Here is a 24,030-nt window from a genome sequence, read left to right as displayed (position 1 = left end):
ATGAGTGTACTGTCTTATTTTTCGGGTATTGAAAACGTGTGGCTAAATAAGCTTGTTACTAAGCTAACAAGCTCAAATGATCGCAGTGCTAAAAGCGGCAACGTTTATATAATTGGTGCGGGCCCAGGAGACGCAGAGCTAATTACGGTAAAAGCGCAGCGTTTAATTAATACCGCCGATGTTGTTTTATACGATTGGTTAGTAAGCGATGATTTATTAAAAACGCTTCCTAAAAAAGCGCAGCGTGTATTTGTAGGTAAACGTGCTGGTAAGCATTCGATGACCCAAGCTAACATTTGCGAACTACTGGTTAAATACGCGCAACAAGGCTTAAACGTAGTGCGTTTAAAAGGCGGTGATCCGAGTATATTTGCACGTATTAACGAAGAAGCCGATGCACTTACCAAGCATAATATTAATTTTGCTATTATTCCGGGTGTTACAACGGCTTGTGCTACTTCTGCTTATACGGGTATTCCGCTCACTGCACGCGATGTAGCGCGTAGTGTTACATTTTTAACGGCGCAGTTTGCCGATCTTAACAAGCAACCTCATTGGCAAAATTACGCGTTTATGCCTGCAAACAACAACCCCACTTTAGTGGTTTATATGGGACTTTCGCGCTTACAAACGCTAAGCTGCGGTTTGCAATCAGTGGGCTGGCCAAGTAATACACCCATTGCACTAATAGAGAATGCCACTACCACTAAGCAAAAAGTAATTACCAGTACGCTTGAGAAAATAGTAAATGAGCATGCTAAACACAACCTTCAAGGCCCTACCCTAATTATGATTGGCGAAGTAATAAATCATAAAATGGCAATTAGCCCTGAGTTATTAAACAGTGTAAATGTTAACGCATGATACAAAATGAATAATGCACTTTTCGCGCTTACTACCTCCCCAGGAGTAGGCGCTTTTTTGTTTTTAATTTGGGTTCAAGTTGTGTGCAATAACATGTTTAAATGCACCAAATAAGTTAAAAGTAATGGTAATTTAAATTATAGAAACACAGTGACAAACAAAAACAACACTTTAAGCAATTGTATTAGCTTGATTTTAAATTCAATGATGAAACTTATTAATGATTGGAACAGTGGTTGCACTTTAAAAACAAAAAAGTGTGGAATAATACCTATGGCGACAAGCAATCCTCTCACAAAACAGTTTTTATTAGCGGCTAAATATCAAGAAATACACGCGCTAAAGCAATTACAAAATAGTTGTGCCTCGCTTACTAAATTAGGCGATTTTGTACATCAGTTACAAAAAGAACGCGCAATGAGTAATATATTTTTGGCCTCAAATCGAGAGCGATTTAAAACCCAATTACAAGAACAAATCCCTTTAAGCGACAGCGCACAAACTGCATTTTATGATTCTCTTAAACAAACATTTATAAACGACAACGCCGATACTGGCCATACTCGGTTATTTAATTTAATTACCTACAGCTTACAAGCACTCGATGCATTACCGGTATTGCGCAAGCAAATAGCACAACAAAACATTAGTGCGGTACATGCTACGCAGTCATTCACTCAGTTAATTGCTAGTTTACTCAATATTATTTTAGAGGCAGCAGATGGCGCAAGCGATCCCAAAATAACGCGCTTATTAGTTGCCTTTTTTAACTTTATGCAAGGTAAAGAATACGCAGGACAAGAGCGTGCCTGTGGTGCACAAGCATTTGCAGCGAGTAAATTTACCACAGAGCAAAAACAACAACTCGCGCATTTTGTACAAGAACAAAACCACAGCTTTGACTTTTTTAATGAGTACGCCGATGCGCACCTTTTAAAATGTTTTGGCACACTAACAACGCATCAGGTTAATAATCAGGTAGAGCAACTTAGAAGTTTACTGCAAAAGCTCGATGACGAGAACGCTCAACCGCTCTCACAACTGAGCGAAGTATGGTATGAAGTAACCACTACGCGCATAGATATAATGCACAAAATTGAACAAAATATAGCAGATCAGTTAATTGATACCGCAGCAATGCAAATAGCCTGTGCTCAACGTAGCTTAAATACAAATAAGCAGGTACTTAACAATATGGTAGAGCAACAAATAGCCCCTACTTTTGGCCAATTAGCCGTTAAGCAACCAGAGCCAGAAGTAAGCCAAAACATAGCGGCCGATAAGCTCAATAGTAATAAAAGTATGTACGATTTAATTATCGAGCAAAGCCAACATATTAAACAAATAAACCAAGCGTTACTTGACGCTAAAAAAGTAATTAGTGAGCAAAAGGTAATTCACCAAGCCAAATATATACTTATTGAACAGTTAAAACTCACTGAAGAGCAAGCCCATAAACAGCTACAAAAACAAGCAATGGATACACATAAAACCTTATTTAGCGTAGCGCAAACAATTGTACAAATGAGCGATTAAATATGCTGTTTTTACTAGGGCATGTTGCTCTTTAGTAAGAACACTACTCTACATAATACTTATTTATTCAGTTATAAACTTCACGATCAGACTTAGTTTGACCTTATTTAAAATAGATTCATAAGCTACTGACTATAATAAGGTAAGGCTTTAATTTGGCGTTAATTTATAAAGTGAATAATTCAACACATTCAAAATAATCAACTACAATAAGTTAATCATTTGTTGCATCTCATTTTAATGAGGCATATTTATTTAATACTGTTGTAGGAGTTTGAATGCCCAATGTAGAGAGTTATTTAGAAGGTGTATCATTAATAGATGAGCAGCAATTAACGACTTCTCTTGATAATGACATTCAAACAAGCTTAAAAAGCTTTGCTGAGCTAATTTTAAACATTTTTGATGCAAGCTCAATCTCTATTGTTGCTAACCTGCCTCAACGTGCTGTCGAGCTATATAAATCAGGTCCAAAAATAACAGTAGCTAAAGAGCAACTATCTGATGACGTTTTTAATGAATCGATTATCGAGCATGATCCTAAAATATTTAGAGTGGTATCACCTATTATTTTGCCCTCAAACCTTAAGTTTGGATGGTTGGTATTCGAGCGAGCAAGTGATTCACTACTTACCGAAAAAGAACAATTAATCTTAAATAGTTTACAAAAAAACTTTGTTAATCAGTTAGTCCAACGTAAAAATTCATTAGATAAAATAAACAGCTCTAAGTTTCACTCAACAATTAGCGAGCTAAAAGAAGACGAAACTGAAAAAGATCGCCTAATCAAAAAATTACAAAAAATGAGCGATGAACTTGATGAATTTACCAGTATTGCTTCACACGATCTAAAGTCACCATTAAATGCTATAAAACGTTTATTAGAGTGGGTTTATGATGATTGCAAAGATTTACTCCCTCAGGAGCACCTAGAAAACTTTCAGCTTGTGCTCAGCCGAGCTAATAGAATGCAAGTACTACTAGAAGATTTACTAAGCTACTCGAGAATAAATGGCTGTGATTCAACTCGTGCAAACATATCTTTAGAAAGTATTTACCAAAATGTAGAACAAATTTTGGAAGTTCCACAAACTGTCACTGTTTACATACACGCCAAGAACGAAGTGCTCGATATACCGCTGCTCCCTTTTAAAACTGTTTTTCAAAATCTTATTAGTAATGCAATAAAACATAACAATAAAGAGCACCCGGTTATCGACATTTCACTTATCCCCTCTAATCAATATTACATTATTGAAATAAAAGATAATGGCCCTGGAATTGACCCTAAGTATTTTTCACTCATATTTAAGTTATTTCAGACATTGCAATCTCGAGATGATGTTGAAGGGAGCGGCATTGGACTCTGTATTGCCAATAAGCTCATTATTAATTATGGAGGCAAAATTGAAGTAGCCTCCGATGGGAAACTTGGCAGTACATTCACTATTTTTTGGCCCAAAGTTTAACTATGAAATTATCAATTATAAACGAGCATCATGTAGATGCTGCTCTTAGAAGGAACTTATGAATATTTTAATTGTTGATGATGACTTAGTTGATCGCAAATTAATTAAAAAAATGCTTATTTCTGATGGATCTCATCATCATGACATTACCGAGGTAACGTGCGTATCCGAGGGCTTGAAAGCCATTGAAAACAAGCACTTTGATATAATACTACTCGATTATAATATGCCTAAAGAAGATGGCATTGAAATGCTAATTGAAATGCGTGCAAAGCCTAAACTCGGTAACACCGCAATTATCATGATTAGCTCCTCAGAAAATTCAGCTTTGGCTATTGAGTGTATAGAAGCCGGCGCTCAAGACTTTTTACCAAAAGGTGATATAACGAGGGATAGTTTAAATAAAGCGCTTATATATGCCAAAAAACGCTTCGAAGCAGAACAACGTATTCACAACAGTTATCTTGCTGTAAAGCATATGGCAGAACGGGATCAGCTTACTGGTTTGTCTAATCGATATCATTTTGAAGAAATACTAAAAGTAATGATAGCTAACAATAAACGTGCTAAAAACTGCGTGGCGTTACTTGCTTTAGATTTAGATAACTTCAAAAATATTAATGATACGCTTGGCCATAGTGTCGGCGACGAAATTTTAATACAAACAGTAGAAAGAATTCATAGTTGCCTGAGGCAAAATGAAGGATTTGCACGGTTAGGAGGCGATGAATTTGCAGTTATAATAGGTGGGATTTGCAACATTAATCAAATAGGTATGATAGCAAATAGAATATTAGCTGAAGTTTCTAAACCCTTTTTGCATGAAGGCAGAACTTTAAATTGCAGTGTTAGTATAGGAAGTGCCTTATACCCAAATGATGCGACTGAATCGCATGAACTGCTAAAATGCGCTGACATTGCAATGTATCGCTCAAAGCAAAGTGGTAAAAGTAGAATAAGCTTTTACAAAGAGCAATATCAATATGAGTTTAGTCGTCGGGTAGATATTCAAAATAGTATAAAAGAGCACATAGAGGAAAAAAACTTTAGGCTATTTTATCAACCTGTTTACTGTTCAAAAACACAAATAATGACAGGTGTCGAAGCCCTGATCCGTTGGCCAGATACAACCGTTAATTATACCCCCGATGAGTTTATTCCTATTGCTGAAGAGTGCCGATTAATAGCCCCCCTTGGAAAATGGATAATTGCGAGCGCTTTAAAGCAGTTATCTTTGTGGCAGAAAGACTACCAAACGCCGTTAACTCTATCTATTAATATTTCACCGATACAGTTGCAAAGAGAAGTTTTACAAACGTATCTATTAGAGACAGTCGAAAAATACAATTTAAAAACCAGTAGTATTATTCTAGAAATAACAGAAACAGCTTTTATGGAAAACAGTAAAGAAGTGATTGAGATATTAACCTATTTGTCTAACAAAGGGTTTAGAATTGCTTTGGACGATTTTGGTATGGGTTACTCATCCATATCTCACCTTATTTCCTACCCTATTGATATAGTAAAATTAGACAAAAGCATGCAATCGTTAAGTGGAGAAAATAATAAGCGATTAAAAATAATCGAGAGCTTATCTTTAATGCTGAAAAAACTAGATTTTTCTGTGGTAGCTGAAGGAATCGAAACTGAAACCCAGCATCAGCTATGTAAAAAATTAAATATAGACTACTTACAAGGTTTTCTCTTTTCAAAGCCTATGCCTGTAAACGAAATTAATTTGCTGCTCGATGACTATTGTAAAAAAATAAGCCTTTAATAAATAGGTTATTTTGAGCCTTTGTAAAATTGAAGCTTAAATCAAACACCTGTATAAAATTAAGCTAAAACCTTTGGTTTGTGCCACATACTCAAACTAAAGGTTCTCCAATTTGCACCGCCTAGCGGGTTAAAACCTAAAACACATGCAAATCAGCTGTGTTTTTCCAAATGCTGACCGATGACAGCCAATACTTTTTCTTTTAACTCTGCTGCCTGAAAACTTCCTTTTACAAGGTAACCTTTAACAAAATCGTGTGACATTATAATCTTTTTTTCTTCTTCTCTTTCTGATGAGCTAAACATCATAACCACACAAGAGCTGATTTCTATCATCTTCCTCAGTTTAGAAAACGCTTCTAAAAACTGAATACCATTGACTCTTGGCATATTGATGTCCAAAAATATGAGTATTGGAGGAAATCCATCAGGGTACTCTTTTCTGTTAGCTTCATAATTCTCGAGAAATTCTAATGCTTCCTGGCCATCTTTTTTTTCAAAAATTGTAAGATCTAATTCAGCCTCTTTAATTAATCTTTTAAGAATATACCGGTCAACTTCATTGTCATCGACAATTAATATAGGGGGTTTAATTTTTGTCATGTTAGCTTATCCATTGGTATTATTATTTTAAACGCTGTACCTTCATCAGAGCTTTGCAGTGATATTTCTCCGCTTAAGTACTCAATATGTTTTTTAACCAACGCCATCCCTAAACCAGAGCCTGTGCTCGTCTGTGCATGGAATCGCTTGAACATATCAAACACTTCACTTTGATGCTTTTGTGGTATTCCCATTCCGTTATCTGTAACAGTAATAAAAAACGTCTCTTGCTCATTGAAAATATCACAGCGGACATAAGGCGAGTCTTTATTTCTGTCGTAATACTTCAACCCGTTTGATATTAAATTTTCAATGATTTGTGCAAAACGTGCTTTTTCAGACCTTATAGGTACTGATAGATTAATTGTTGTTTCGAGCGTACAAGGATTATCTTTCATGAGCCAAGACAGTCGTTCTTTCATATCAATAATTAACTGATTAAAGTCAATTACATCTCTATCCTCATTACCAATTTCAGCTTTGGCTAACAATAAAATATCAACAACAAGTGTTTCTAACTTTTCCATTTGTTGATAAATAACCAGTGCATTTCGGCTTGCCTCCTCTGTGTCTCCCGCTTTTATATCTTCGATAACAAAATTCGCTAAGGATTTAGCCCCTGACAGCGGTGATTTCAGGTCATGAGAAGCTCGATAAGCAAACTGTGCAAGTTCGTCATTTGCTTGCTGCAGGGAAGCTGTTTGGCTATTTATAATCTCTTTGAGTTCAATACTGTTTTCAATATTTAAAAGATCATTTTTGACCCGCTGCCTGGCCGCGATAACGAGTGCTTTTAATTCACCCGACGTTTTTATATCAAGTTCATCGTCTAGATTAATATTGCTTTCGGGCTTACTTGATAAAAGTACAGTTAGATTTCGAATAGAGCTGGATATTGTGCGAGAAAGATAACTTATAAAAAGAATATTAATAAAAGATATGATTATAACAAGTGGAATTAACGTCATTAGTATAAACGATACTGTTTTTCTGATTGGTTCTTCAAACATCTCAGAGTGTTTGTTAAAGCTATCAAGTGCAACATTAAGGTTTAATAAAAAATCATCTCTGCTGAGTTCACCTTTATTATATTGAATAACTGACAATAGTGCTTTATCCGCAATTTCTATATCGTTTTCACAAATTGTTAAAGTTTGCTCTGTGTTAATAAATTTCATAACAGCATAATTTAATGGGTTTATTTCTTCAATACATTCAATCGGTTGCTGCCTAATTGACAATATATCTGACTCAATGGTATTTATATCTATGGGGATATTGTTTTCTATTTTTTTAACTGACTTGGTAAGTTGATGTGTATATTTTAAGTGAAGAAAATTAAGTTGGTGAAACTTAGCCCCTTTAGCGATTTCAAAAGCTGAATAAACAGTAATGCTTACCTCTGCTGCAGTTAAAATCACAATAAGCATCAATTTTCTGGAGATATTCATATACGACACCTATTTTAGCTACTAACCCAATAGTTTTTGCGTAACACTATATTAAGTATAGTATTTATAACCTTAGGTATAGCAGATTTTATCTTTTTTACTAGATGCTCTATAAATAACAATTTATATTTAACTTTATTCACTTTTAATAGCAAGCTTCTTCTTTAGCTTTTCTTGCCACTCTACAGCAAGCTCTGGCAAAGTTAATGCTTCTAAAAGTATGTCTTCATAACCTACATATTTTTTATCAAAAAATGCCTGAAACAGTTTTTTAACTGATATGTCGTGCGAGGCTTTCTTCTCGATAACAACACTATCACCCGTTTTTGCAACGCCCTGCTCTAGTACCCTAAAATACACGCCAGTGCAGTAATGCTGCGTAAACAGTTTAAGGCTGTTTTTATTATTAAGGGCGATAGCTAATTTAAAACAAGGCACACGAGGCTGGCTTACTTCAAGCAGTGCAGTACCAATTCGAATATGGTCACCTATGTGTATATTCGCTTCATCAAGGTCAGAAATCGTGAAGTTTTCGCCAAATACACCGCTACTTAAGTTCTCGTTTTCAAGAGTCTTCTGCCAATACTCATAATGATTGTGCGAAAAAGCATATACCGCTTTATCTACCCCGCCGTGATTAACTAAATCAGCTTGCTCATCACCTATAATGTTTAGCTTTTCAATCACTACAGGTTCGTTAGTTGGGGTTTTGAATATTCCCGTTTTCACCTCTTTACCATTGTGGATAAGAGTTTTAATTTTAGAGATATTAGTCGAGATTATTTTCACTGCGATACCAACGGCTGGGAAAGTGGAGATTAATTATGAAGATTTTAAAATTATTATAAATAAATTAAAGCAAAAATGACCGCTTAAAGCTAAGCAGTCATTTTAAAATATACATTTTTTATTGTTCTGCTTGCTTTAAAAAATACGTTTCGGCCAGTCCATTATGTATTCCAGCTAAGTCTATTTGTATTTCATCGATAAAGTCATGCAACAGACCATTTTTAAGTACTCGTACGTCTTTATTTTCTAACTCAATAATTGCATCATCAATTGATTTAATAATTTCTGTTGAGTTTGGCAAAGGTAAAACCAATGCTTTTAATTCATTCATGCAAAATAAAATTGACCGAGGGAATACTTTGCTGTGCATCACAAATTCTATTACATCTGCACGCTGTACTCTAACGCCCATTTCTTGGCGATACATTTGATAAGCACTTAATGAGCGCAATAAACTGATCCACTGAATATTATCAAACGGTTTTACTTTTTCTTCATTAGTAATTAACGTAGCAGAGCGAATATCTAAAATTCGCGATGTCATGTCTGCGCGCTCTATAATCGAACCAAAGCGGATAAAAACGTAGCCCTGATCATGATTAATTGTGGCATCTAACGCCCCAAATATTTGATGGGCTGAATCTATAATCTTTTTTAAATAATCAAAACGTCCGCGCTTTGTTATCCCTTCTTTTTGATTATCTTTTACATAATAATACAGAGAGTTAATTTCTTCCCATACATCTCGAGGAATTACATCGCGGATTGTACGCGCGCTTTCTCGTGCCGAAGTAATAGAGTTTAAAATTGACGAGCTGTTATCACTACCAACAAGTAAATACCTTAATGCTTTTTGTTCAGTAAAATCAGTATGGTTTTCTGAATACGCTTTACGCACACCAATAATATCAATTAATGGCTCCCAGCCGGTACATACGCCTTTGGGTAAGTCCATCATCAGTAAATTGTTAACGTTGATTAAACGAGCTACATTTTCCGCGCGCTCAATGTATCGAGATACCCAATATAAAGTTTCGCCTACTCTTGATAACATATTATTTAGCCTCTTCGTCAACAATCCAAGTATCTTTACTGCCACCACCTTGTGATGAATTAACCACCAAAGAGCCTTTAACCATAGCAACACGCGTTAATCCGCCAGTGGTAACTTGCGTATCTTTACCTGATGATAAAATAAACGGTCTTAAATCGGTATGTCGACCATCTGGTTTATTACCATCAAATGTTGGTACTGTTGATAAATCTAATGTTGGTTGAGCTACCCAGTTTCGTGGGTCCGCTTTAATTTGAGCAATACACGCTTCTTGTTCTTTTTTAGTCGATTTAGGACCAATTAATAATCCATATCCGCCAGATTCATTTGCTGGTTTAACAACAAGCTTATCGATATTTTTAATCACATGGTCGCATTCTTTCGGGTCTAAACATTTGAACGTTGGGACATTAGCAAGTTTAGCTTCCTCGCCTAAGTAGTACTTAATCATCTCAGGTACATAGGCGTAAACTACTTTGTCATCAGCAACACCTGCGCCTGGTGCATTAACCAAAGCAACATTACCTTTAGACCAAGCACGCATTAATCCAGGAACGCCAAGTTGGGATTCTGGTAAAAAGGCTTCTGGGTCTAAAAACAAATCATCTATACGACGATAAATAACATCAACTCGTTGTAGCCCTGTGATTGTTCTCATGTATACACAGTCATCTTTTTCAACAACTAAATCGCGCCCTTCTACCAGTTCGCAACCCATTTCTTGGGCAAGGTAACAATGCTCAAAATAAGCGGAGTTAAACACCCCAGGAGTAAGTACCACGACTTCTGGTTTATCTTGTGGACGAGGCGACATTGCCGCTAGCATATCAAATAATTGTGAAGGGTAATCATCAACAGGTAAAATCGATACTTGCTCAAATAATTCAGGGAATACACGCTTCATTACAGAGCGATTTTCAAGCATATAAGATACACCAGAAGGAACACGCAGGTTATCCTCAAGCACATACATTGTACCGCTACCATCGCGTACTAAATCTGAGCCACAAATATGCGCCCATATCTTATTTGGCGGGTTTATTCCCACGCATTGCTGGCGAAAGTTAACTGATTTTTCTAGTAACCCTTTTGGAAAAACACCATCTTTTATTATTTTTTGGTCGTGGTATAAATCATCTATAAAAAGGTTAAGCGCTTCAACACGTTGCTTTAAACCAACCTCTACGCTTTGCCATTCTTTTTTACCAATAGTTCGAGGGATAATATCAAACGGCCAGGCTCTATCAATCATATTACCTTCGTTGTAAACCGTGAAAGTAATACCCATTTCTTTAATTGCTAAATCAGCAACCGCTCTGGCTTTTACTAATTCTTCTGCTGATAAATTAGCAAAAAATTGTGCTAATTGTGTTCCATGCGATCTAACGTTTCCTTGTGCATCAATTAATTCATCAAAGAAACCTTTTGTTTGGTACGCTTTCCAATCAATTTTCATACACTCTTTCACCTTATCCATCATCATATATGACGTAGTTAAACTGCTATTCCATTCGAATCATATCAACCGCTACATCAAGCAATTGACTACCGCCACCAAATACCACTCCTTTTAAAGGAGTTACGTCAGAAAAGTCTCGCCCTACGGCTAGAGTAATATGCTGATCGCGTGGTAAAACATTATTTGTTGGATCAAAATCAACCCAACCAAAGTTTGGCACAAATACCGCAAACCATGCATGAGTTGCATCTGCACCTTCTAGCTTTTCTTCGCCTTCTGGCGGCATGGTTTCTATGTACCCACTTACGTATCGACCTGCTAACCCTACGCTACGTAAGCATGCAAGCGCAAAGTGTGCAAAGTCTTGGCAAACGCCCCTTTTTTGTGCAAAAACAGTGCTCAAAGGCGTACTAATTGTTGTAAAACCAGGATCATAATGAAATTCATGAAAAATCCGTGCCATTAGATCTTTGCATGCAGAAATTATATTTTTGTGTGCATCAAACGAAATTAATGCGTATTCCTTAATTCCTTTATCTATTGGAATAAGCTGTGAAGGTAGTACAAATTCAGACGTTTTTAATAATTCCGCTGTATTTGGTTTAACCAATAAATCACGTACTTTTCGCCAAGCAATATCAACGCTCTCTAAATTACTATTAGCGCCGACTAACAGTTCTACCTCGCTGATCATCGTTACTTTAAGTTTTTTATGCTGTATTGCTATTTCAAACGCTGTTACCTGATTATTAAAATAATCAGTAAATGTTTGTAAGTAAGTCGGTGTAGGTTCAATTTCTACACGACTACTGTGGCATATTTGCCCGCGATTCGTTTTTGGCGTTAATCGCGCTTGGTTTTGACACAAACTAACAAAGTCTGAATAGTTGTATGTAGTCGAGTGCTTTATTTTATATTTCACGATTGAGCTTGCTCAATATTAGTCCAGTTCAATTTATTTGCCGTTTGGGTATGAGAAAAATACTGTAGTAATAATACATCACAAAATGTATCTAAGTTCATACGCGTATTATGGTTAAATTCGATTAACTGGTTACGTTGTCCATTTTCACTTTTTTGTAGGTAATCTTTCTCAGTTACATAACAACTTGTTTTAGACAGTAAAATTGCTTTTTCGTGTGCCGCAATTACGCCTTGTCTGCGTTTTGTGGGTAAATGCTTACACAACTTATTAATTTCCTCTAACTGAAATAATAAAGAACGTGGGTATTCAGCATCTAAAAGTAATAGCTCAAGCCCTGTACCAATGGTTTGATACATTCTGTATCGGCGCTTATGCGTAACTAAACTAACTTGGCAACTTAGCACTGCTTCAAGTAAGCCAAGCTCTTCGGGCTCGTCTAACTCTTTGGTTAATAAAGCCGCACTTAGTGATGTTATTTGTAAGCTACGCTCTACTCTTCTGCCCATTTCGAGTAAAAACCAGCCATTACTATTTGGCATACAATCTGCAATCGAGCCATTAAAAGCCATAATTGAGCCTATAACTCTATCTAGGCTGCTTTGCATTGCACGCGTTGGAATATTAATATTTACATTTTTAAATACTTTAATTTGCTCATTAATATCATCAATTATTCGGCGACTATCATGAGATAGTAATTCTTGAATTTGCACCGACGCATTTGCAATGTACTTTAATGTATTAATAATACTGCCAGCGCATTGCTCGTCTGCAAGGAGTTGAAAAGAAGTTTCTTTAGACAGATTTACATCAATGCCATCTAGTTTTAAATCAGGTTCTATATAGGGATAAACAATATATTGCGACCTAATGGCATTAGAAAGCCGTGCAACTATACTTTTTCGTATTGAATCTGGGTAAACAGAAAACTCGGTGTACTTGTCTATAAAAATACGCAAAATACGTATGGTGTTTTCGCAGCGTTCTAAGTATCGACCCAACCAAAAAAGGTGCTCAGCCGTACGGCTCGAAATAACCCCTTCGAGTAGCGTTACATCCATTCTTTTTCTAATTGGCACCGGTGGATTATGCTCGCCTAAATCAACTCTATCGGCTGTATTTATCCATGTATCTTTGATCCAACCAGATATTCTCGGGTTGTTACTTTTTTCGTTCGAAAAACACAGTGCTGAAGGAAGTACTTCTACGCCATTTTCTGTGGTTAATGCATAGCATCTAAACACCACTGGCTTGGAGATTAATTGCCCGTCATGCCAAAATGGTGCACTGCTAAAAGAAGGCTTTTCTTGGAAAAAGTAATTATCGGGTTCTTTGCTAATAAGTAGCTTTATTTCTTGCTCGTCTAACACTCCATCTAACTTAAGTGTAGGGTCTATAGCAGATAGTAGTTCGAGGTTATTCCAATCAATGGCTTGCGCTTCTTTTACACTTAAGTAATTTGGCTCACCTAACAACAGCGGTTGTTTTAAAATTTGCTGCGATAACTTTTCTAAGTTGCATTTTATTGAAGGTGACGAGAGCACACCACTACCAAACGGGTTTAAAACCTTAACCGACCCTTGTCGTACAGATTGTAATAAGCCCGGAATACCATGAAGTGAATATTCAGTTTGCTCTAAAGAGTCAATACAACGATCAGAAACCCAGCGTAAAATGACATTAATTTTACCCAAGCCTTGTAACGATTTTAAACAAACGTCACCACCACGTACGGTTAAGTCGGCGCTTTGTACTAATGTATAGCCAAAGTAGGTAGATAGGAATGCATGCTCGTTGTAGTTAGGGTCATCAATTCCTTGGGTTAGAATTACAATTCGTGGGTCATCCATATAGTGGGTATATTCATTAATACCCTCTTGGAATAGGTTTAAAAATTCTTTAATTTGCTGAACATTACATTCGGCAAATTCTTCAGCCATTACACGCCTTGCAATAATACGGCTTTTAATTAATAGCCCTAAGCCCAGCGGGCACTGACAATGATCGCTTAATACTTTAAATTCGCCTGTTGGCGTGCGGTAAACATCTAATGCAGTAAAAAATAGTGTTAATTCGTTGCTAGGTAAACTAAAACCTTCGCGTAAGTAATTAGGGTCTTGAAAAAGCTGCTTTGCAGGAATATGACCATCAACTAATAATGTTTGGTCACCGTAAATATCTTGCTGAATTTTATTTAATAAAAGGGTTCTTTGTTTTATTCCCTCTTCGAGCAACGCCCAATCAGCTTTAGATAACATAAATGGCAACGGGTCGAAGTGCCACTGCTTATTACTTTCATTTTTAATATTGCCATTTTGTAGCAATTGGCTTATTTCTGTAGCGCGGCTACTAACATCATCTGCTGTTAGACTAGCTAAACGCTTAAATAAAGTATCCCAATGGTCTGGGTTTAAACCACTGTGGTTTGCCAGTTCATCATGTCCATGTGATTTATCAAGGTATAAAGACAACCACTCAGGCAATTCCGGCATCGCGTTATTGTTAATATACAAGCTGAAAGTGCTCCAATTTATAGTAAATAGCCGTGTTCATAATGATGCTTTAAAAATATTTAGTCATTCCACTTTAAATAATTTCAAAGTGGAATGACACAACTATCAATTATTATTTAAAGTTAGGCTGCCTGCGTAAATCCAAGGTATTTGGATAATCAGGATTACTACTTTCTTCATCAGGTACCACGTATTCACTTGCGCTTTGCGCCGATTGAAAACTATGCGTAACCGCCGATGGGCTCCAGCTTGGTTCTGCTGATGCAAGTAACGATGGTGTATGCCCATGCTCCCAAAATCTTGCAACTCTGCGCCCTTCAGCTTCAAATGCATTAACCGGTAGCGTTTCAGGATTACGACCCCCAGCATGGCTCACATGATATACAAAGCCTCCAACTGAACGACCTTCCCACGTATCGATTAAATCAAAAACTAATGGAGCATGTACGCCAATAGTTGGGTGAAGCGCTGTAGGTGGTTGCCAAGCTCGGTATCGTATACCCGCGACCATTTCATCTTTTGCTTTACCTTTAACCGGTTTAAGCGGCACTCTTCGACCATTACACGTTACAACATAGCGGTCGCTCATTGTTCCTTGTACTTTTATCTGTACTCTTTCTAATGACGAATCTACATAGCGCGCCGTACCCGACGCACTTGCCTCTTCGCCTAGTACATGCCAAGGCTCGATTGCGGTTCTAAGCTCAAGTGTCACGTTATCAAGTTCTCGCGCTCCACATACCGGAAACCTAAATTCAAAAAATGGATTTAACCAACTTAACTGAAATTGAAAACCTGCTTGTTGTAAATCGCGGCTTACTTCAGCTAAATCGTTTTCTACATATTGTGGTAATAAAAACTTGTCGTGTAACTCAGTACCCCAACGTATTAATGGCTTGTGGTAAGGTTTTTTCCAAAACCAAGCAAGTAAAGTACGCAACAGTAGCATTTGCACTAAACTCATTTGTGAATGTGGAGGCATTTCAAAGCCTCTAAATTCTACAATCCCTAAACGACCTGTGGCTGAGTCGGGTGAATAGAGCTTATCAATACAAAATTCTGCTCTGTGTGTATTACCCGTTAAATCCACTAATAAATTACGAAGTAACCTATCAACTAACCAAGGTTCAGGCACCTCACCTTCGGGCATATGCGAAAAGGCAATTTCTAGCTCGTATAAAACTTCATCACGGGCTTCATCCACTCGCGGCGCTTGGCTTGTAGGGCCAATAAAAAGCCCCGAAAATAAATACGACAAACCAGGATGATGCTGCCAATAGGTAATAAAACTTCTTAAAATATCAGGTCTGCGTAAAAATGGGCTTTGCTCAGGTGTTTCGCCACCAAGCGTTACGTGGTTACCACCACCAGTACCAGTATGGCGACCATCTGCCATAAACTTATCGGTACCTAATCGGCATTCTTTTGCTAAACCGTATAACGTTGTGGTTCGACTGACTAATTGATCCCACGATGTTGAAGGATGAATATTTACTTCAATAACACCTGGATCTGGCGTTACAGCGTATTTTTCTACGCGGCTATCTTTAGGTGGGCTATAGCCTTCAATAACAAGCGGCATTTTAAGTTCTTTAGCCACACTCTCTATACTACTTATTAAACCCATGTAATGTTCAAAATGACTTGTTGGTGGCATAAATATATATAAACGCCCCTCTCTCACTTCCATTACAAGCGCAGTTTTAACCATTTCTTTACCAATAAAGCCCTTTTTAAGCTTTTTAGCTTTGGTAAAATTTTCTGGAATATCAAACGGGTCGCGGTCAATAATATTGCCGCTCCACTCAAGGCTGTCTAAAGGTAGGCGATAACCAAGTGGTGATTCACCCGGCAATAAAAAACAATGACCCCGTTTGAACTCCCACGTACACGACTGCCAACAGTTTTTACTATCGTTCCATTTTAAAGGTAGAACATAGCCAACAGGCTTTTCTATGCCTTTATCCATTTTAGCTAAAAAGCCTTTTCGGCTCATTGCATGGAGAAGTTCTGGTTGATCTGGCTTTATTTCGGTAGGTAATGAGGCTTCTTGCCACATGTGATATAAAATATCTTCATAAGCCGTAGTAAGTGCCTTGGTTTCAAGACCAAGTGAGTCACACAGTTTATCAGCAAACTTTTTAGTATCGGTATGATCAAATTTATAATCTTTATTAGGATCGGCTAATAGTGCAGCATCTTGCCATAAAGGCTCGCCGTCTTTGCGCCAATAGCACGCATATTGCCAACGTGGTAATGGCTCACCCGGATACCATTTACCTTGTCCGTAATGAGTAAAGCCACCTTTTGTGTATACTTTATTCATTTCTACAAATAAATTTTGAGCTAATATTCTTTTTTCTTTACCATCGGCATCAGTGTTCCACTGAGGATGTTCCATATCGTCAATAGAAATAAACGTAGGTTCGCCGCCCATGGTTAAATGTATATTTTCTTCATTGTAAACATTGTCAACGTGCTGACCTAAGCGGTTAATTGCCGCCCACTGCGCCTCAGAATATGGCTTAGTTACACGTGGGTCTTCGTGTACACGCGTTACTTTATTATAAAAGCTAAACTCAGATTTACAGTCGTCTATACCGCCTGTAACCGGCGCCGCCGAGCTTGGCTCTGGCGTACATGCCAATGGAATATGCCCTTCACCGGCAAATAAACCCGAGGTAGGATCAAGCCCTATCCAACCTGCACCCGGAATATACACCTCGGTCCATGCATGCAAATCGGTAAAGTCTTCTTCTGGACCACTTGGACCATCTAATGATTTTTGATCTGAGGTTAGCTGGACTAAATAGCCCGATACAAATCGAGATGCCAACCCTAAATGACGAAACAGTTGTACTAACAACCAAGCAGAATCACGACACGAACCTGTTTTTTTACTTATTGTTTCGTTTGCCGTTTGCACACCGGGTTCTAAACGAATGCCATAACCTACTAATTCATAAATAGCTTGATTAACAGCCACTAAAAAATCAACGCTTCTAAGCGGCTCTTTAGGATTTAAAGATTCAATTAACTCTTTAAATTTTGGACTGGCTTTGCGTTTTTTTAAATAAGGAGCGAGCTCTGACTTTGAAATAGCATCGTAAACAAATGGGAAGTTTTCGGCATAATCTTCTAAAAAGAAATCAAAAGGATTAATAACCGTTAGTTCGGCGACCAAATCGACCGTAAAACTAAATTCGGTAGTTGGTTTGTTAAACACCACCCTCGCTTGGTAATTACCAAAAGGGTCTTGTTGCCAATTTATATAATGATCTTCTGGAACTATTTTTAAAGAATAACTTTTAATTTTTGTACGGCTATGTGGCGCTGGACGTAATCGGAATATATGCGGCCCCATATTAACTGACCGATCGTATTTATACTGAGTATGGTGCGAAATCCCAACTGTAATTGTCATCTATTAATTCCCCTTTAATAATGTATGGCCACAATATAACGCTGAAAATATTATTTGGACTAATTCACCTGTGCAATTTTTATACCAGCAAACTTATAAATTAGTGCTCCTCATCCATTTGCCGACTCATACACAAAGCAACGCCATGCATAAAGGTTTTGACCAAATTAATAGAAAAAACACACCAACTCTGTAAATATTAAACTTGGTGTAATTTATACCATCAATTTTAGATTTTTAATGGTGCAGATAATGCACCAAAATAGTGCTTAAAAATAACTTACAATTAAAACTAGTTAATTTAAAATATTGAAATAAAACAAATAATGTTAATTTTTTAAAATACTTACTCCGTTATTTATAACGCTAAACAGGTATAATTAAAAGTATTTATTTATAGTTTAAAAATCATTAAAAAAAATCATTAAATAGTAAGAAATAGTTCACAATAAAGCTGCTGTTAAAGTAAGTAACGGTGCTATACTAGATCGATTTTTAACCGCTTACGTTACAGCAAAACTAACAATCTCGATGAGATAAAACAAGTAACTTTTAATACAAAGATGCTTGTTTTAAAGATTAGTTTTGCAGCGGTGTGTTTTAATTTCAAACAAAACAGAACACGTCCAATTTGAAAAACCAACACATCTCACTAACCTGTTAATTTTTCATTATCATCAATGCTAAAGGTAATGCAGCACTAGGGCGTGTTGTTCTTTGGTGGTTGAATTTGCAGCAGTGTGTTTGGTATTTAAGCAAGGCAGAGTCTATGATGTGTGGTTGTTCCCCATACATAGGCGATAACGCAGCATAAATGCCAAACATGCGCTGCCCCTGGGTTCTTTCTAGGGACGATTGACTCTTTGTTGCTCGGTTTTTACTTAGCCCACTAGGTTACAAACCTCGCGCCGCGATTAAATCGCCCCTAGATTGAACAAATTTCAATCCCAAAAATCAACACGGCCTAGCGTATTTTCAGATTTTTTAAATCAACCCAATCTACCTAATAGGATATTTTCTTATGCAAAAGCTAACAGATGTCGGTGAAAACTTAGTTAATGGTATAGCATCTCGTTATAACCTCAGTCACGATGCAGTAATTCACATGTTAGTTAGCGTTAATAACGGCGGTTGCTCAATGGCACAGTTTAATTGCCCAGAACTTGGTGGTTCTGGTCAATGGATGCGTGGCGGAATGACAATGGTTGGCGACATGTTTAACAACGGTTTAAAATCAACCGTTGATAACTTGTGCAACGAACTTGCTAATATATTGAGCAATAACCAAATATTTCCGGTTATTCCTGCAGGAACGCCTGGCATCAATCAATGGTGGCCAGGTAATCTAGGCAGCCCATTTAGCAGTGGTGCGCAAAATAATATTCGCTACGCTATATTCCCTAATCGCTTAGCCGTTGAATTAAATGGACAAGTGAGCGTATACGACACGTTAGATCATAATATTGGTGGTGTAAGCCAACAGCAAGGCAATAATACCTCTCTTACATTTAACAGTCAGTGGGGGACAATTAATGTAAATACCCTGCCATTAATTTCAGGGCAAACGCCAACGCCTCCAGAACCACAAAAAGACTTTACGCAGCAAGTAACGCAGCCGAATTTTGCATCGTTAACACCAAACCAAGTTGAAGCACCGGCTAATAATACTGTGGGGCAATACTCGGTAGACGAAACGCTTCAAATAATTGAAAAGTTAGCACAACTTCGCGACTCTAATGCGTTGAGTGATGATGAATTTAATATTAAAAAGTCTGAACTATTAAAAAGGATTTAACCACTATCCTCCAATAGCATAGCGCTAAGTAAAAGTGGTTTATACGGTCTCTTTTTTATTCGGTAACATATGAAAACATTTAAATGTAATTGCACAGATCAACTTATTTTATTTTTTGAAAGCAGCCATTGTTTGGCTTGCGGCAGAACCGTGGGTATAGACGACGATTTCGATCAAGTTGAACCCTATGAAATTGATGAGCAATCGGGGTTATTTTACAAAGCAGAAGCGCCTGAAGTTTTTTATAAAAAATGTGATAACAACGCTCAGTATCACGTATGCAATGGTATGGTTAATTTAGACACATTTATACCTGTTGCCGATAAAGACGAAGTGCTGTGTTTTTCGTGCCGCTTTAATGAAACGGTGCCCGATTTAAGTATTGTTGAACATATTCCATTATGGAAAAAAATGGAGACTGCAAAACGTCGCGCTTTGTATACATTAAAATCATTATCACTCCCTTTAAATACAACGATTCAAGAACCTGAAAGCGGATTAAGCTTCGATTTTATAGCAGACCGTAACGTAAGCGATCACTTTGTAAGCCCTATTATAGGTCAGGACGTTGTATTTACAGGACACGATTGCGGGCATATCACTATAAACCTAGCTGAAGCAGACGACGTAGCACGCTCTCAAGCTAAAATAGCAATGGGTGAGCGTTACCGTACTTTACTTGGTCATTTTCGCCATGAACTTGGTCATTATTATTTTGATCAACTAATCGCAAATTCACCAAAAAAACATGCTTTATGTAAGCAATATTTTGGTGATGACGAATTAGATTACCAGCAAGCGCTCGATACTCATTACAAGCAAGGCGCGCCAGCTAACTGGCATGAAACCTTTATTAGTGAATACGCTACTATGCACCCTTATGAAGACTGGGCAGAAACATGGGCGCATTACATGCATATTATCGATACGCTAGAAACAGCCAAAAACTTTTCAATTACAGGCTCAACAACGGGTAATGAGTTTGAATTAGATGAAGCAGACGAGCTTCGATTGCCACAAAGTGCTTATTACTTTAATTCACAAACATCGATTGATGCTATTTTAGATACTTGGATGGAATTTTCGATCATTCTAAATTCACTAAATCGCAGCATGGGACTTGCCGATGCCTACCCATTTGTACTTACTCAAGCGGTGCGAACTAAGTTGTCTTTCATCCATCATGCTATTCATAACAGGCTCAATTTAATGCCTGATTTACTAACATAAGAAGTAATTAATTGAGTAAGATAGTTTACTGTTTTACTCAGTAAACTATTAAAATAACTGATAAAGAGATAGAAAACATTAGGGCGTATTGATCTTTTCGAAGACTATATTCTATTAGTTTTAAATTTAGAATTTTGGGTGCTATAAGCGACAATAAAATAATCACGATATGTAAATGCCCCTAAAACACTTCACTGTAAAATGAGTAAGGCTTAACGTTCCAACTAAGGCAAAAAGTAAATATAGAACGGCTGTAAAAAATGGCTAATAGTAAGAGCGTATAAATTTTAATCACTCGTTCTTAATAAGAAACTGAACAATATTTATAAGTCGCTAATAAATAATAAAGTTAAAATTAGAAACACTACAAAAATGGGAGTAAGTATATAAAAAAGAATATTTGATATGATTTTGTGTTCTTCTCTGAAGCTAAGCAAGCTATTGTACTGCGCCCTAAAAAATGGAAAAGTAAAAAAAGATCTAAAAATAAACCACAATACTAAGCTGCAGTGCAATTTTATTTCAAACCAAAACTGTTCAGGCTCAATATTTATAGAGTGACCAGCAGTGCTTTTTCCACCTATCGACCAGCCTGTTATGAGCTCTAACATAATAGCTAAAATTAATAGAGCCGCTACCCAAAGTGCAGCGGACTCTAATGACTCTCTTTTTGAGATAAATTTTGAACGCATCTTTATTCACACATTACATTTATAACTACTCTTCCCATTTACCCAGCGCTTGTTTGTCGCTTTGTTTAAACTCAACCCAATTTGATGAGTCTTTAAAGTGCTCTTTTTTCCAAAACGTGGCGTGGTTTTTTAAATAATCCATTATAAATTGTGCGCCTTCGAACGCGGCTTGGCGATGGCGGCAAGTTACGCCTACAAATACAATTTGCTCGCCAAGTGCTAAGTAACCAACGCGGTGAATAATGCATATTCTCGCCAGTTGCCAGCGAGTTTGTGCTTGCTCTGCAATAGATTGAAGCAGTTGCTCGGTCATACCAGGGTAGTGCTCAAGCTCAAGTGCAGTAACGTTATCGCCACTGCTGAACTCTCTTACCAAACCTGTAAAGGTGACAACAGCGCCATCGCTTTTATTATTACTACAAAGCGCATTGTGCTCGTCACCTACATTAAAATCATCAATTTGTACTTGAATATGTATGCTCATTAGCCACCTGTAACCGGCGGGAAAAAGGCAAGCTCATCCCCTGCTTTCACTATTGCGTCGCTTGATGACATAGTTTGGTTAAGCGCTGCAAGTAGCTCACGCTCCTCCAGCCACGGTTGCCAATGCGGGTATTGGCTAACTAATCTTAATTTAAGCTCTGAAATACTAAGCGGCTGCGTAATCTCAAGGCTTAATTTACTGCACTTCAAGCGCTCTTTTAGTTGCCCAAAAAACAATAACTCTACATTTTGGGCGCTAGATATAGCATCGTTTGGATTAATCTCGCTGCCAACTGCCATTTTTGCCCCCAGCTTTTTGAGTAACGCGCATACCGCTAATTTCCATTAGTGGGTCGGCTGCTTTACACATATCAAACAAAGTAAGCGCAGCCACAGATACCGCTGTTAACGCTTCCATTTCTACGCCAGTTTTACCGGCAAGTTTGCAGTAGCTGGTTATTTTAATTTGGCTGTTTGCTTCATCAAGTTCAAAATCAACAGCGACTTTAGTAAGTGCAAGCGGATGACAAAGCGGAATTAAATCGGCGCACTTTTTAGCGCCTTGAATACCCGCAATACGTGCCACGCCTAACACATCGCCCTTTTTGTTTTGATTAAGCATTACTTGTTCAAAGGCAAGCTTGCTCATGCTAATAAATGCTTCAGCTGAGGCATCGCGCAGGGTTATGTCTTTGAGCGATACATCAACCATATTAGCTTGGCCGTTTTCGTCAACGTGGCTTAACATACTATTGCTCACGCGATTCACACTTTTTACCAATGGTAATATGCGGTACAAAGTTACACGGTTTATGCATTGAGTTAAGTTGATCTTTTATAATACCTGTCCACGCTGTTTTACATGCGCCTGTAGAGCCTGGCATACAAAAAATAACGGTGTTGTTAGCAAGTCCCGCAAGTGCACGAGATTGAATAGTTGAGTTACCAATTTCACCGTACGATATATGTCTAAATAGCTCACCAAAGCCGTCTACGCTTTTATCAAACAGCGGCGCAAATGCCTCAGGTGTTGAATCACGTTCGGTAAATCCTGTACCACCAGTCACTAAAATAGCGTGAATGGTGTCGTCGGCTATCCACTGCGATGCAATAGCGCGCATTTGGTACACATCATCTTTTACAATTTCTTTATCCGCTAAGTGATGACCCGCCTCAGTTAGCGCTTTAATTAAGTAATGACCAGAAGTATCGGTAATCGCATCGCGCGTGTCGCTTACGGTAAGTACGGCAATGTTTAAAGGTATTTGTGACTCGCTTGTGTGGCTCATAATGTTCTTCTCAATTGGTTAATGCTTAGGTCAAAATGCTCATTTACAGCTTTAAATTGCGCCGGTGTATTGGTGTTTATTAATGCATGCGCTTTATTACATAAAAGCGTTTGCACACCAATGCTTTGGGTAAACTGTTTTATTGATTTATGACTGTTTGCGTTTGTGAGTATGTGTTTTAAATGATTTTTTACACTGCTTGTATTACGAATATACAGCGGTAGCGGTTCATTTTCAAAGTGCCAAGCATGTATTTGTGACTGATTTAATTGATTGCTCACACTTTGTACGTTATTTGTCTGAGAAGCCAGCACTATTGTGCTTAACAAACTACTCGTAAGTAGAGGCATATCTACCGCAGTAATAAGTAAATCGTGCTCAGTGGCTATTAATGTTGAGTAAATTCCGCCAAGGGGCCCACTGTTTGGGTATATATCTTTAACGTACTTTTCTGAGGGATAATCGCTCGGTGAATAATGGTTCAATGATTTGATTGGATTTGTAACGTTGCGGCTTATCAGTATGTTTTTAGCGCCTGCGTCTTTTAATAAATCACACGCATTGTGCAATAGCGTTTTATTTTTTAAAACTAAATCGGCTTTGTCTGTGCCCATTCTTGATGACTTACCACCAGCAAGCACAACACCTGTAAAATCTCGATTAGCTTTTACTTCCATA

20 protein-coding genes are annotated in these 24,030 nt (G+C 37.5%); 6 read left to right on the top strand and 14 right to left on the bottom strand.

Annotated elements, in window-relative coordinates:
* From cobA to L659_RS0113840, 4 genes are all read left to right on the top strand, one after another.
* Positions 1 to 864: a uroporphyrinogen-III C-methyltransferase gene (cobA, locus tag L659_RS0113855; protein ID WP_024590941.1), complete on the top strand. Its 864-nt coding sequence runs from the start codon at positions 1 to 3 to the stop codon at positions 862 to 864.
* Positions 865 to 1,137: 273 nt separating this feature from the next.
* Entirely contained in the window at positions 1,138 to 2,400 is a 1,263-nt protein-coding gene (locus L659_RS0113850; protein WP_024590940.1) for a nitrate- and nitrite sensing domain-containing protein, read from the top strand.
* Positions 2,401 to 2,678: 278 nt separating this feature from the next.
* A complete protein-coding gene (locus L659_RS0113845; RefSeq protein WP_024590939.1) occupies positions 2,679 to 3,869 on the top strand; it encodes a sensor histidine kinase in 1,191 nt (396 codons plus the stop codon).
* Positions 3,870 to 3,927: 58 nt separating this feature from the next.
* Positions 3,928 to 5,646, top strand: coding sequence for a two-component system response regulator (locus L659_RS0113840; RefSeq protein WP_024590938.1), 1,719 nt, complete (start codon positions 3,928 to 3,930; stop codon positions 5,644 to 5,646).
* Positions 5,647 to 5,798: 152 nt separating this feature from the next.
* On the opposite strand, the gene L659_RS0113835 is transcribed toward L659_RS0113840, so the two are convergent.
* The 8 genes from L659_RS0113835 to L659_RS0113800 all read right to left on the bottom strand — a co-directional run bounded on the left by L659_RS0113835 (position 5,799) and on the right by L659_RS0113800 (position 17,863).
* Positions 5,799 to 6,248, bottom strand: coding sequence for a response regulator (locus tag L659_RS0113835; RefSeq protein WP_024590937.1), 450 nt, complete (start codon positions 6,246 to 6,248; stop codon positions 5,799 to 5,801).
* Positions 6,245 to 7,699, bottom strand: coding sequence for a sensor histidine kinase (locus L659_RS0113830; RefSeq protein WP_024590936.1), 1,455 nt, complete (start codon positions 7,697 to 7,699; stop codon positions 6,245 to 6,247). The genes L659_RS0113835 and L659_RS0113830 overlap by 4 nt, the downstream gene beginning before the upstream one ends.
* 135 nt (positions 7,700 to 7,834) lie before the next feature.
* Positions 7,835 to 8,488 carry an MOSC domain-containing protein gene (locus L659_RS0113825; protein WP_024590935.1) on the bottom strand — a complete coding sequence of 218 codons (654 nt, stop codon included), beginning with the start codon at positions 8,486 to 8,488 and terminating at the stop codon, positions 7,835 to 7,837.
* A gap of 118 nt (positions 8,489 to 8,606) precedes the next feature.
* Entirely contained in the window at positions 8,607 to 9,542 is a 936-nt protein-coding gene (locus L659_RS0113820) for an alpha-E domain-containing protein (protein ID WP_024590934.1), read from the bottom strand.
* A gap of 1 nt (position 9,543) precedes the next feature.
* Positions 9,544 to 10,998: a circularly permuted type 2 ATP-grasp protein gene (locus tag L659_RS0113815; protein ID WP_007585223.1), complete on the bottom strand. Its 1,455-nt coding sequence runs from the start codon at positions 10,996 to 10,998 to the stop codon at positions 9,544 to 9,546.
* Positions 10,999 to 11,044: 46 nt separating this feature from the next.
* Positions 11,045 to 11,923 carry a transglutaminase family protein gene (locus L659_RS0113810; protein WP_024590933.1) on the bottom strand — a complete coding sequence of 293 codons (879 nt, stop codon included), beginning with the start codon at positions 11,921 to 11,923 and terminating at the stop codon, positions 11,045 to 11,047.
* Entirely contained in the window at positions 11,920 to 14,439 is a 2,520-nt protein-coding gene (locus L659_RS0113805; protein WP_024590932.1) for a circularly permuted type 2 ATP-grasp protein, read from the bottom strand. The genes L659_RS0113810 and L659_RS0113805 overlap by 4 nt, the downstream gene beginning before the upstream one ends.
* Positions 14,440 to 14,551: 112 nt before the next feature.
* On the bottom strand, positions 14,552 to 17,863 hold the full coding sequence (locus L659_RS0113800) for a transglutaminase family protein (RefSeq protein ID WP_024590931.1): 3,312 nt from the start codon (positions 17,861 to 17,863) through the stop codon (positions 14,552 to 14,554).
* A gap of 1,021 nt (positions 17,864 to 18,884) precedes the next feature.
* Here L659_RS0113800 and L659_RS0113795 point away from each other — a divergent pair.
* Both L659_RS0113795 and L659_RS0113790 read left to right on the top strand, forming a co-directional pair.
* The gene (locus tag L659_RS0113795) at positions 18,885 to 19,658 is read left to right on the top strand and encodes an SHOCT domain-containing protein (protein WP_024590930.1); all 774 of its coding nucleotides are present in this window, start codon (positions 18,885 to 18,887) and stop codon (positions 19,656 to 19,658) included.
* A gap of 69 nt (positions 19,659 to 19,727) precedes the next feature.
* Positions 19,728 to 20,888, top strand: a complete 1,161-nt coding sequence (locus L659_RS0113790; protein WP_024590929.1) for a zinc-binding metallopeptidase family protein — start codon at positions 19,728 to 19,730, stop codon at positions 20,886 to 20,888.
* A 323-nt stretch (positions 20,889 to 21,211) separates the two neighbouring features.
* Here the strand turns inward: L659_RS0113790 and L659_RS0113785 are convergent, their stop codons facing one another.
* The 6 genes from L659_RS0113785 to L659_RS0113760 are packed head-to-tail and all read right to left on the bottom strand — an operon-like array spanning position 21,212 to position 24,029.
* Positions 21,212 to 21,580, bottom strand: coding sequence for a hypothetical protein (locus L659_RS0113785; protein ID WP_024590928.1), 369 nt, complete (start codon positions 21,578 to 21,580; stop codon positions 21,212 to 21,214).
* Positions 21,581 to 21,605: 25 nt separating this feature from the next.
* A complete protein-coding gene (gene moaE, locus L659_RS0113780; RefSeq protein ID WP_024590927.1) occupies positions 21,606 to 22,064 on the bottom strand; it encodes a molybdopterin synthase catalytic subunit MoaE in 459 nt (152 codons plus the stop codon).
* Positions 22,064 to 22,363: a MoaD/ThiS family protein gene (locus tag L659_RS0113775; protein ID WP_024590926.1), complete on the bottom strand. Its 300-nt coding sequence runs from the start codon at positions 22,361 to 22,363 to the stop codon at positions 22,064 to 22,066. Before L659_RS0113775 ends, moaE begins: the two co-directional genes overlap by 1 nt.
* Positions 22,341 to 22,811, bottom strand: coding sequence for a cyclic pyranopterin monophosphate synthase MoaC (gene moaC / locus L659_RS0113770; RefSeq protein WP_024590925.1), 471 nt, complete (start codon positions 22,809 to 22,811; stop codon positions 22,341 to 22,343). The genes L659_RS0113775 and moaC overlap by 23 nt, the downstream gene beginning before the upstream one ends.
* 1 nt (position 22,812) lies before the next feature.
* The gene (gene moaB, locus L659_RS0113765) at positions 22,813 to 23,352 is read right to left on the bottom strand and encodes a molybdenum cofactor biosynthesis protein B (RefSeq protein WP_008135434.1); all 540 of its coding nucleotides are present in this window, start codon (positions 23,350 to 23,352) and stop codon (positions 22,813 to 22,815) included.
* Positions 23,349 to 24,029 (bottom strand): molybdenum cofactor guanylyltransferase, encoded by a 681-nt coding sequence (locus L659_RS0113760; RefSeq protein ID WP_024590924.1) that lies wholly within the window; start codon positions 24,027 to 24,029, stop codon positions 23,349 to 23,351. Before L659_RS0113760 ends, moaB begins: the two co-directional genes overlap by 4 nt.
* Position 24,030 lies beyond the last annotated feature (1 nt).

The organism is Pseudoalteromonas sp. S8-8 (assembly GCF_000497875.1).
Lineage (GTDB): Bacteria > Pseudomonadota > Gammaproteobacteria > Enterobacterales > Alteromonadaceae > Pseudoalteromonas > Pseudoalteromonas arctica.
Note: the sequence above shows the minus strand (reverse complement) of the source record. Positions and strands in the feature narration are given on the sequence as shown.

Excerpts from the sequence above, each read along its gene's own strand:
- cobA (WP_024590941.1), top strand. The coding sequence starts at position 1 with ATGAGTGTACTGTCTTATTTTTCGGGTATTGAAAACGTGTGGCTAAAT.
- L659_RS0113850 (WP_024590940.1), top strand. The coding sequence starts at position 1,138 with ATGGCGACAAGCAATCCTCTCACAAAACAGTTTTTATTAGCGGCTAAA.
- L659_RS0113845 (WP_024590939.1), top strand. The coding sequence starts at position 2,679 with ATGCCCAATGTAGAGAGTTATTTAGAAGGTGTATCATTAATAGATGAG.
- L659_RS0113840 (WP_024590938.1), top strand. The coding sequence starts at position 3,928 with ATGAATATTTTAATTGTTGATGATGACTTAGTTGATCGCAAATTAATT.
- L659_RS0113835 (WP_024590937.1), bottom strand. The coding sequence starts at position 6,248 with ATGACAAAAATTAAACCCCCTATATTAATTGTCGATGACAATGAAGTT.
- L659_RS0113830 (WP_024590936.1), bottom strand. The coding sequence starts at position 7,699 with ATGAATATCTCCAGAAAATTGATGCTTATTGTGATTTTAACTGCAGCA.
- L659_RS0113820 (WP_024590934.1), bottom strand. The coding sequence starts at position 9,542 with ATGTTATCAAGAGTAGGCGAAACTTTATATTGGGTATCTCGATACATT.
- L659_RS0113815 (WP_007585223.1), bottom strand. The coding sequence starts at position 10,998 with ATGAAAATTGATTGGAAAGCGTACCAAACAAAAGGTTTCTTTGATGAA.
- L659_RS0113800 (WP_024590931.1), bottom strand. The coding sequence starts at position 17,863 with ATGACAATTACAGTTGGGATTTCGCACCATACTCAGTATAAATACGAT.
- L659_RS0113795 (WP_024590930.1), top strand. The coding sequence starts at position 18,885 with ATGCAAAAGCTAACAGATGTCGGTGAAAACTTAGTTAATGGTATAGCA.
- L659_RS0113790 (WP_024590929.1), top strand. The coding sequence starts at position 19,728 with ATGAAAACATTTAAATGTAATTGCACAGATCAACTTATTTTATTTTTT.
- L659_RS0113785 (WP_024590928.1), bottom strand. The coding sequence starts at position 21,580 with ATGCGTTCAAAATTTATCTCAAAAAGAGAGTCATTAGAGTCCGCTGCA.
- moaE (WP_024590927.1), bottom strand. The coding sequence starts at position 22,064 with ATGAGCATACATATTCAAGTACAAATTGATGATTTTAATGTAGGTGAC.
- L659_RS0113775 (WP_024590926.1), bottom strand. The coding sequence starts at position 22,363 with ATGGCAGTTGGCAGCGAGATTAATCCAAACGATGCTATATCTAGCGCC.
- moaC (WP_024590925.1), bottom strand. The coding sequence starts at position 22,811 with ATGTTAAGCCACGTTGACGAAAACGGCCAAGCTAATATGGTTGATGTA.
- moaB (WP_008135434.1), bottom strand. The coding sequence starts at position 23,352 with ATGAGCCACACAAGCGAGTCACAAATACCTTTAAACATTGCCGTACTT.
- L659_RS0113760 (WP_024590924.1), bottom strand. The coding sequence starts at position 24,029 with ATGGAAGTAAAAGCTAATCGAGATTTTACAGGTGTTGTGCTTGCTGGT.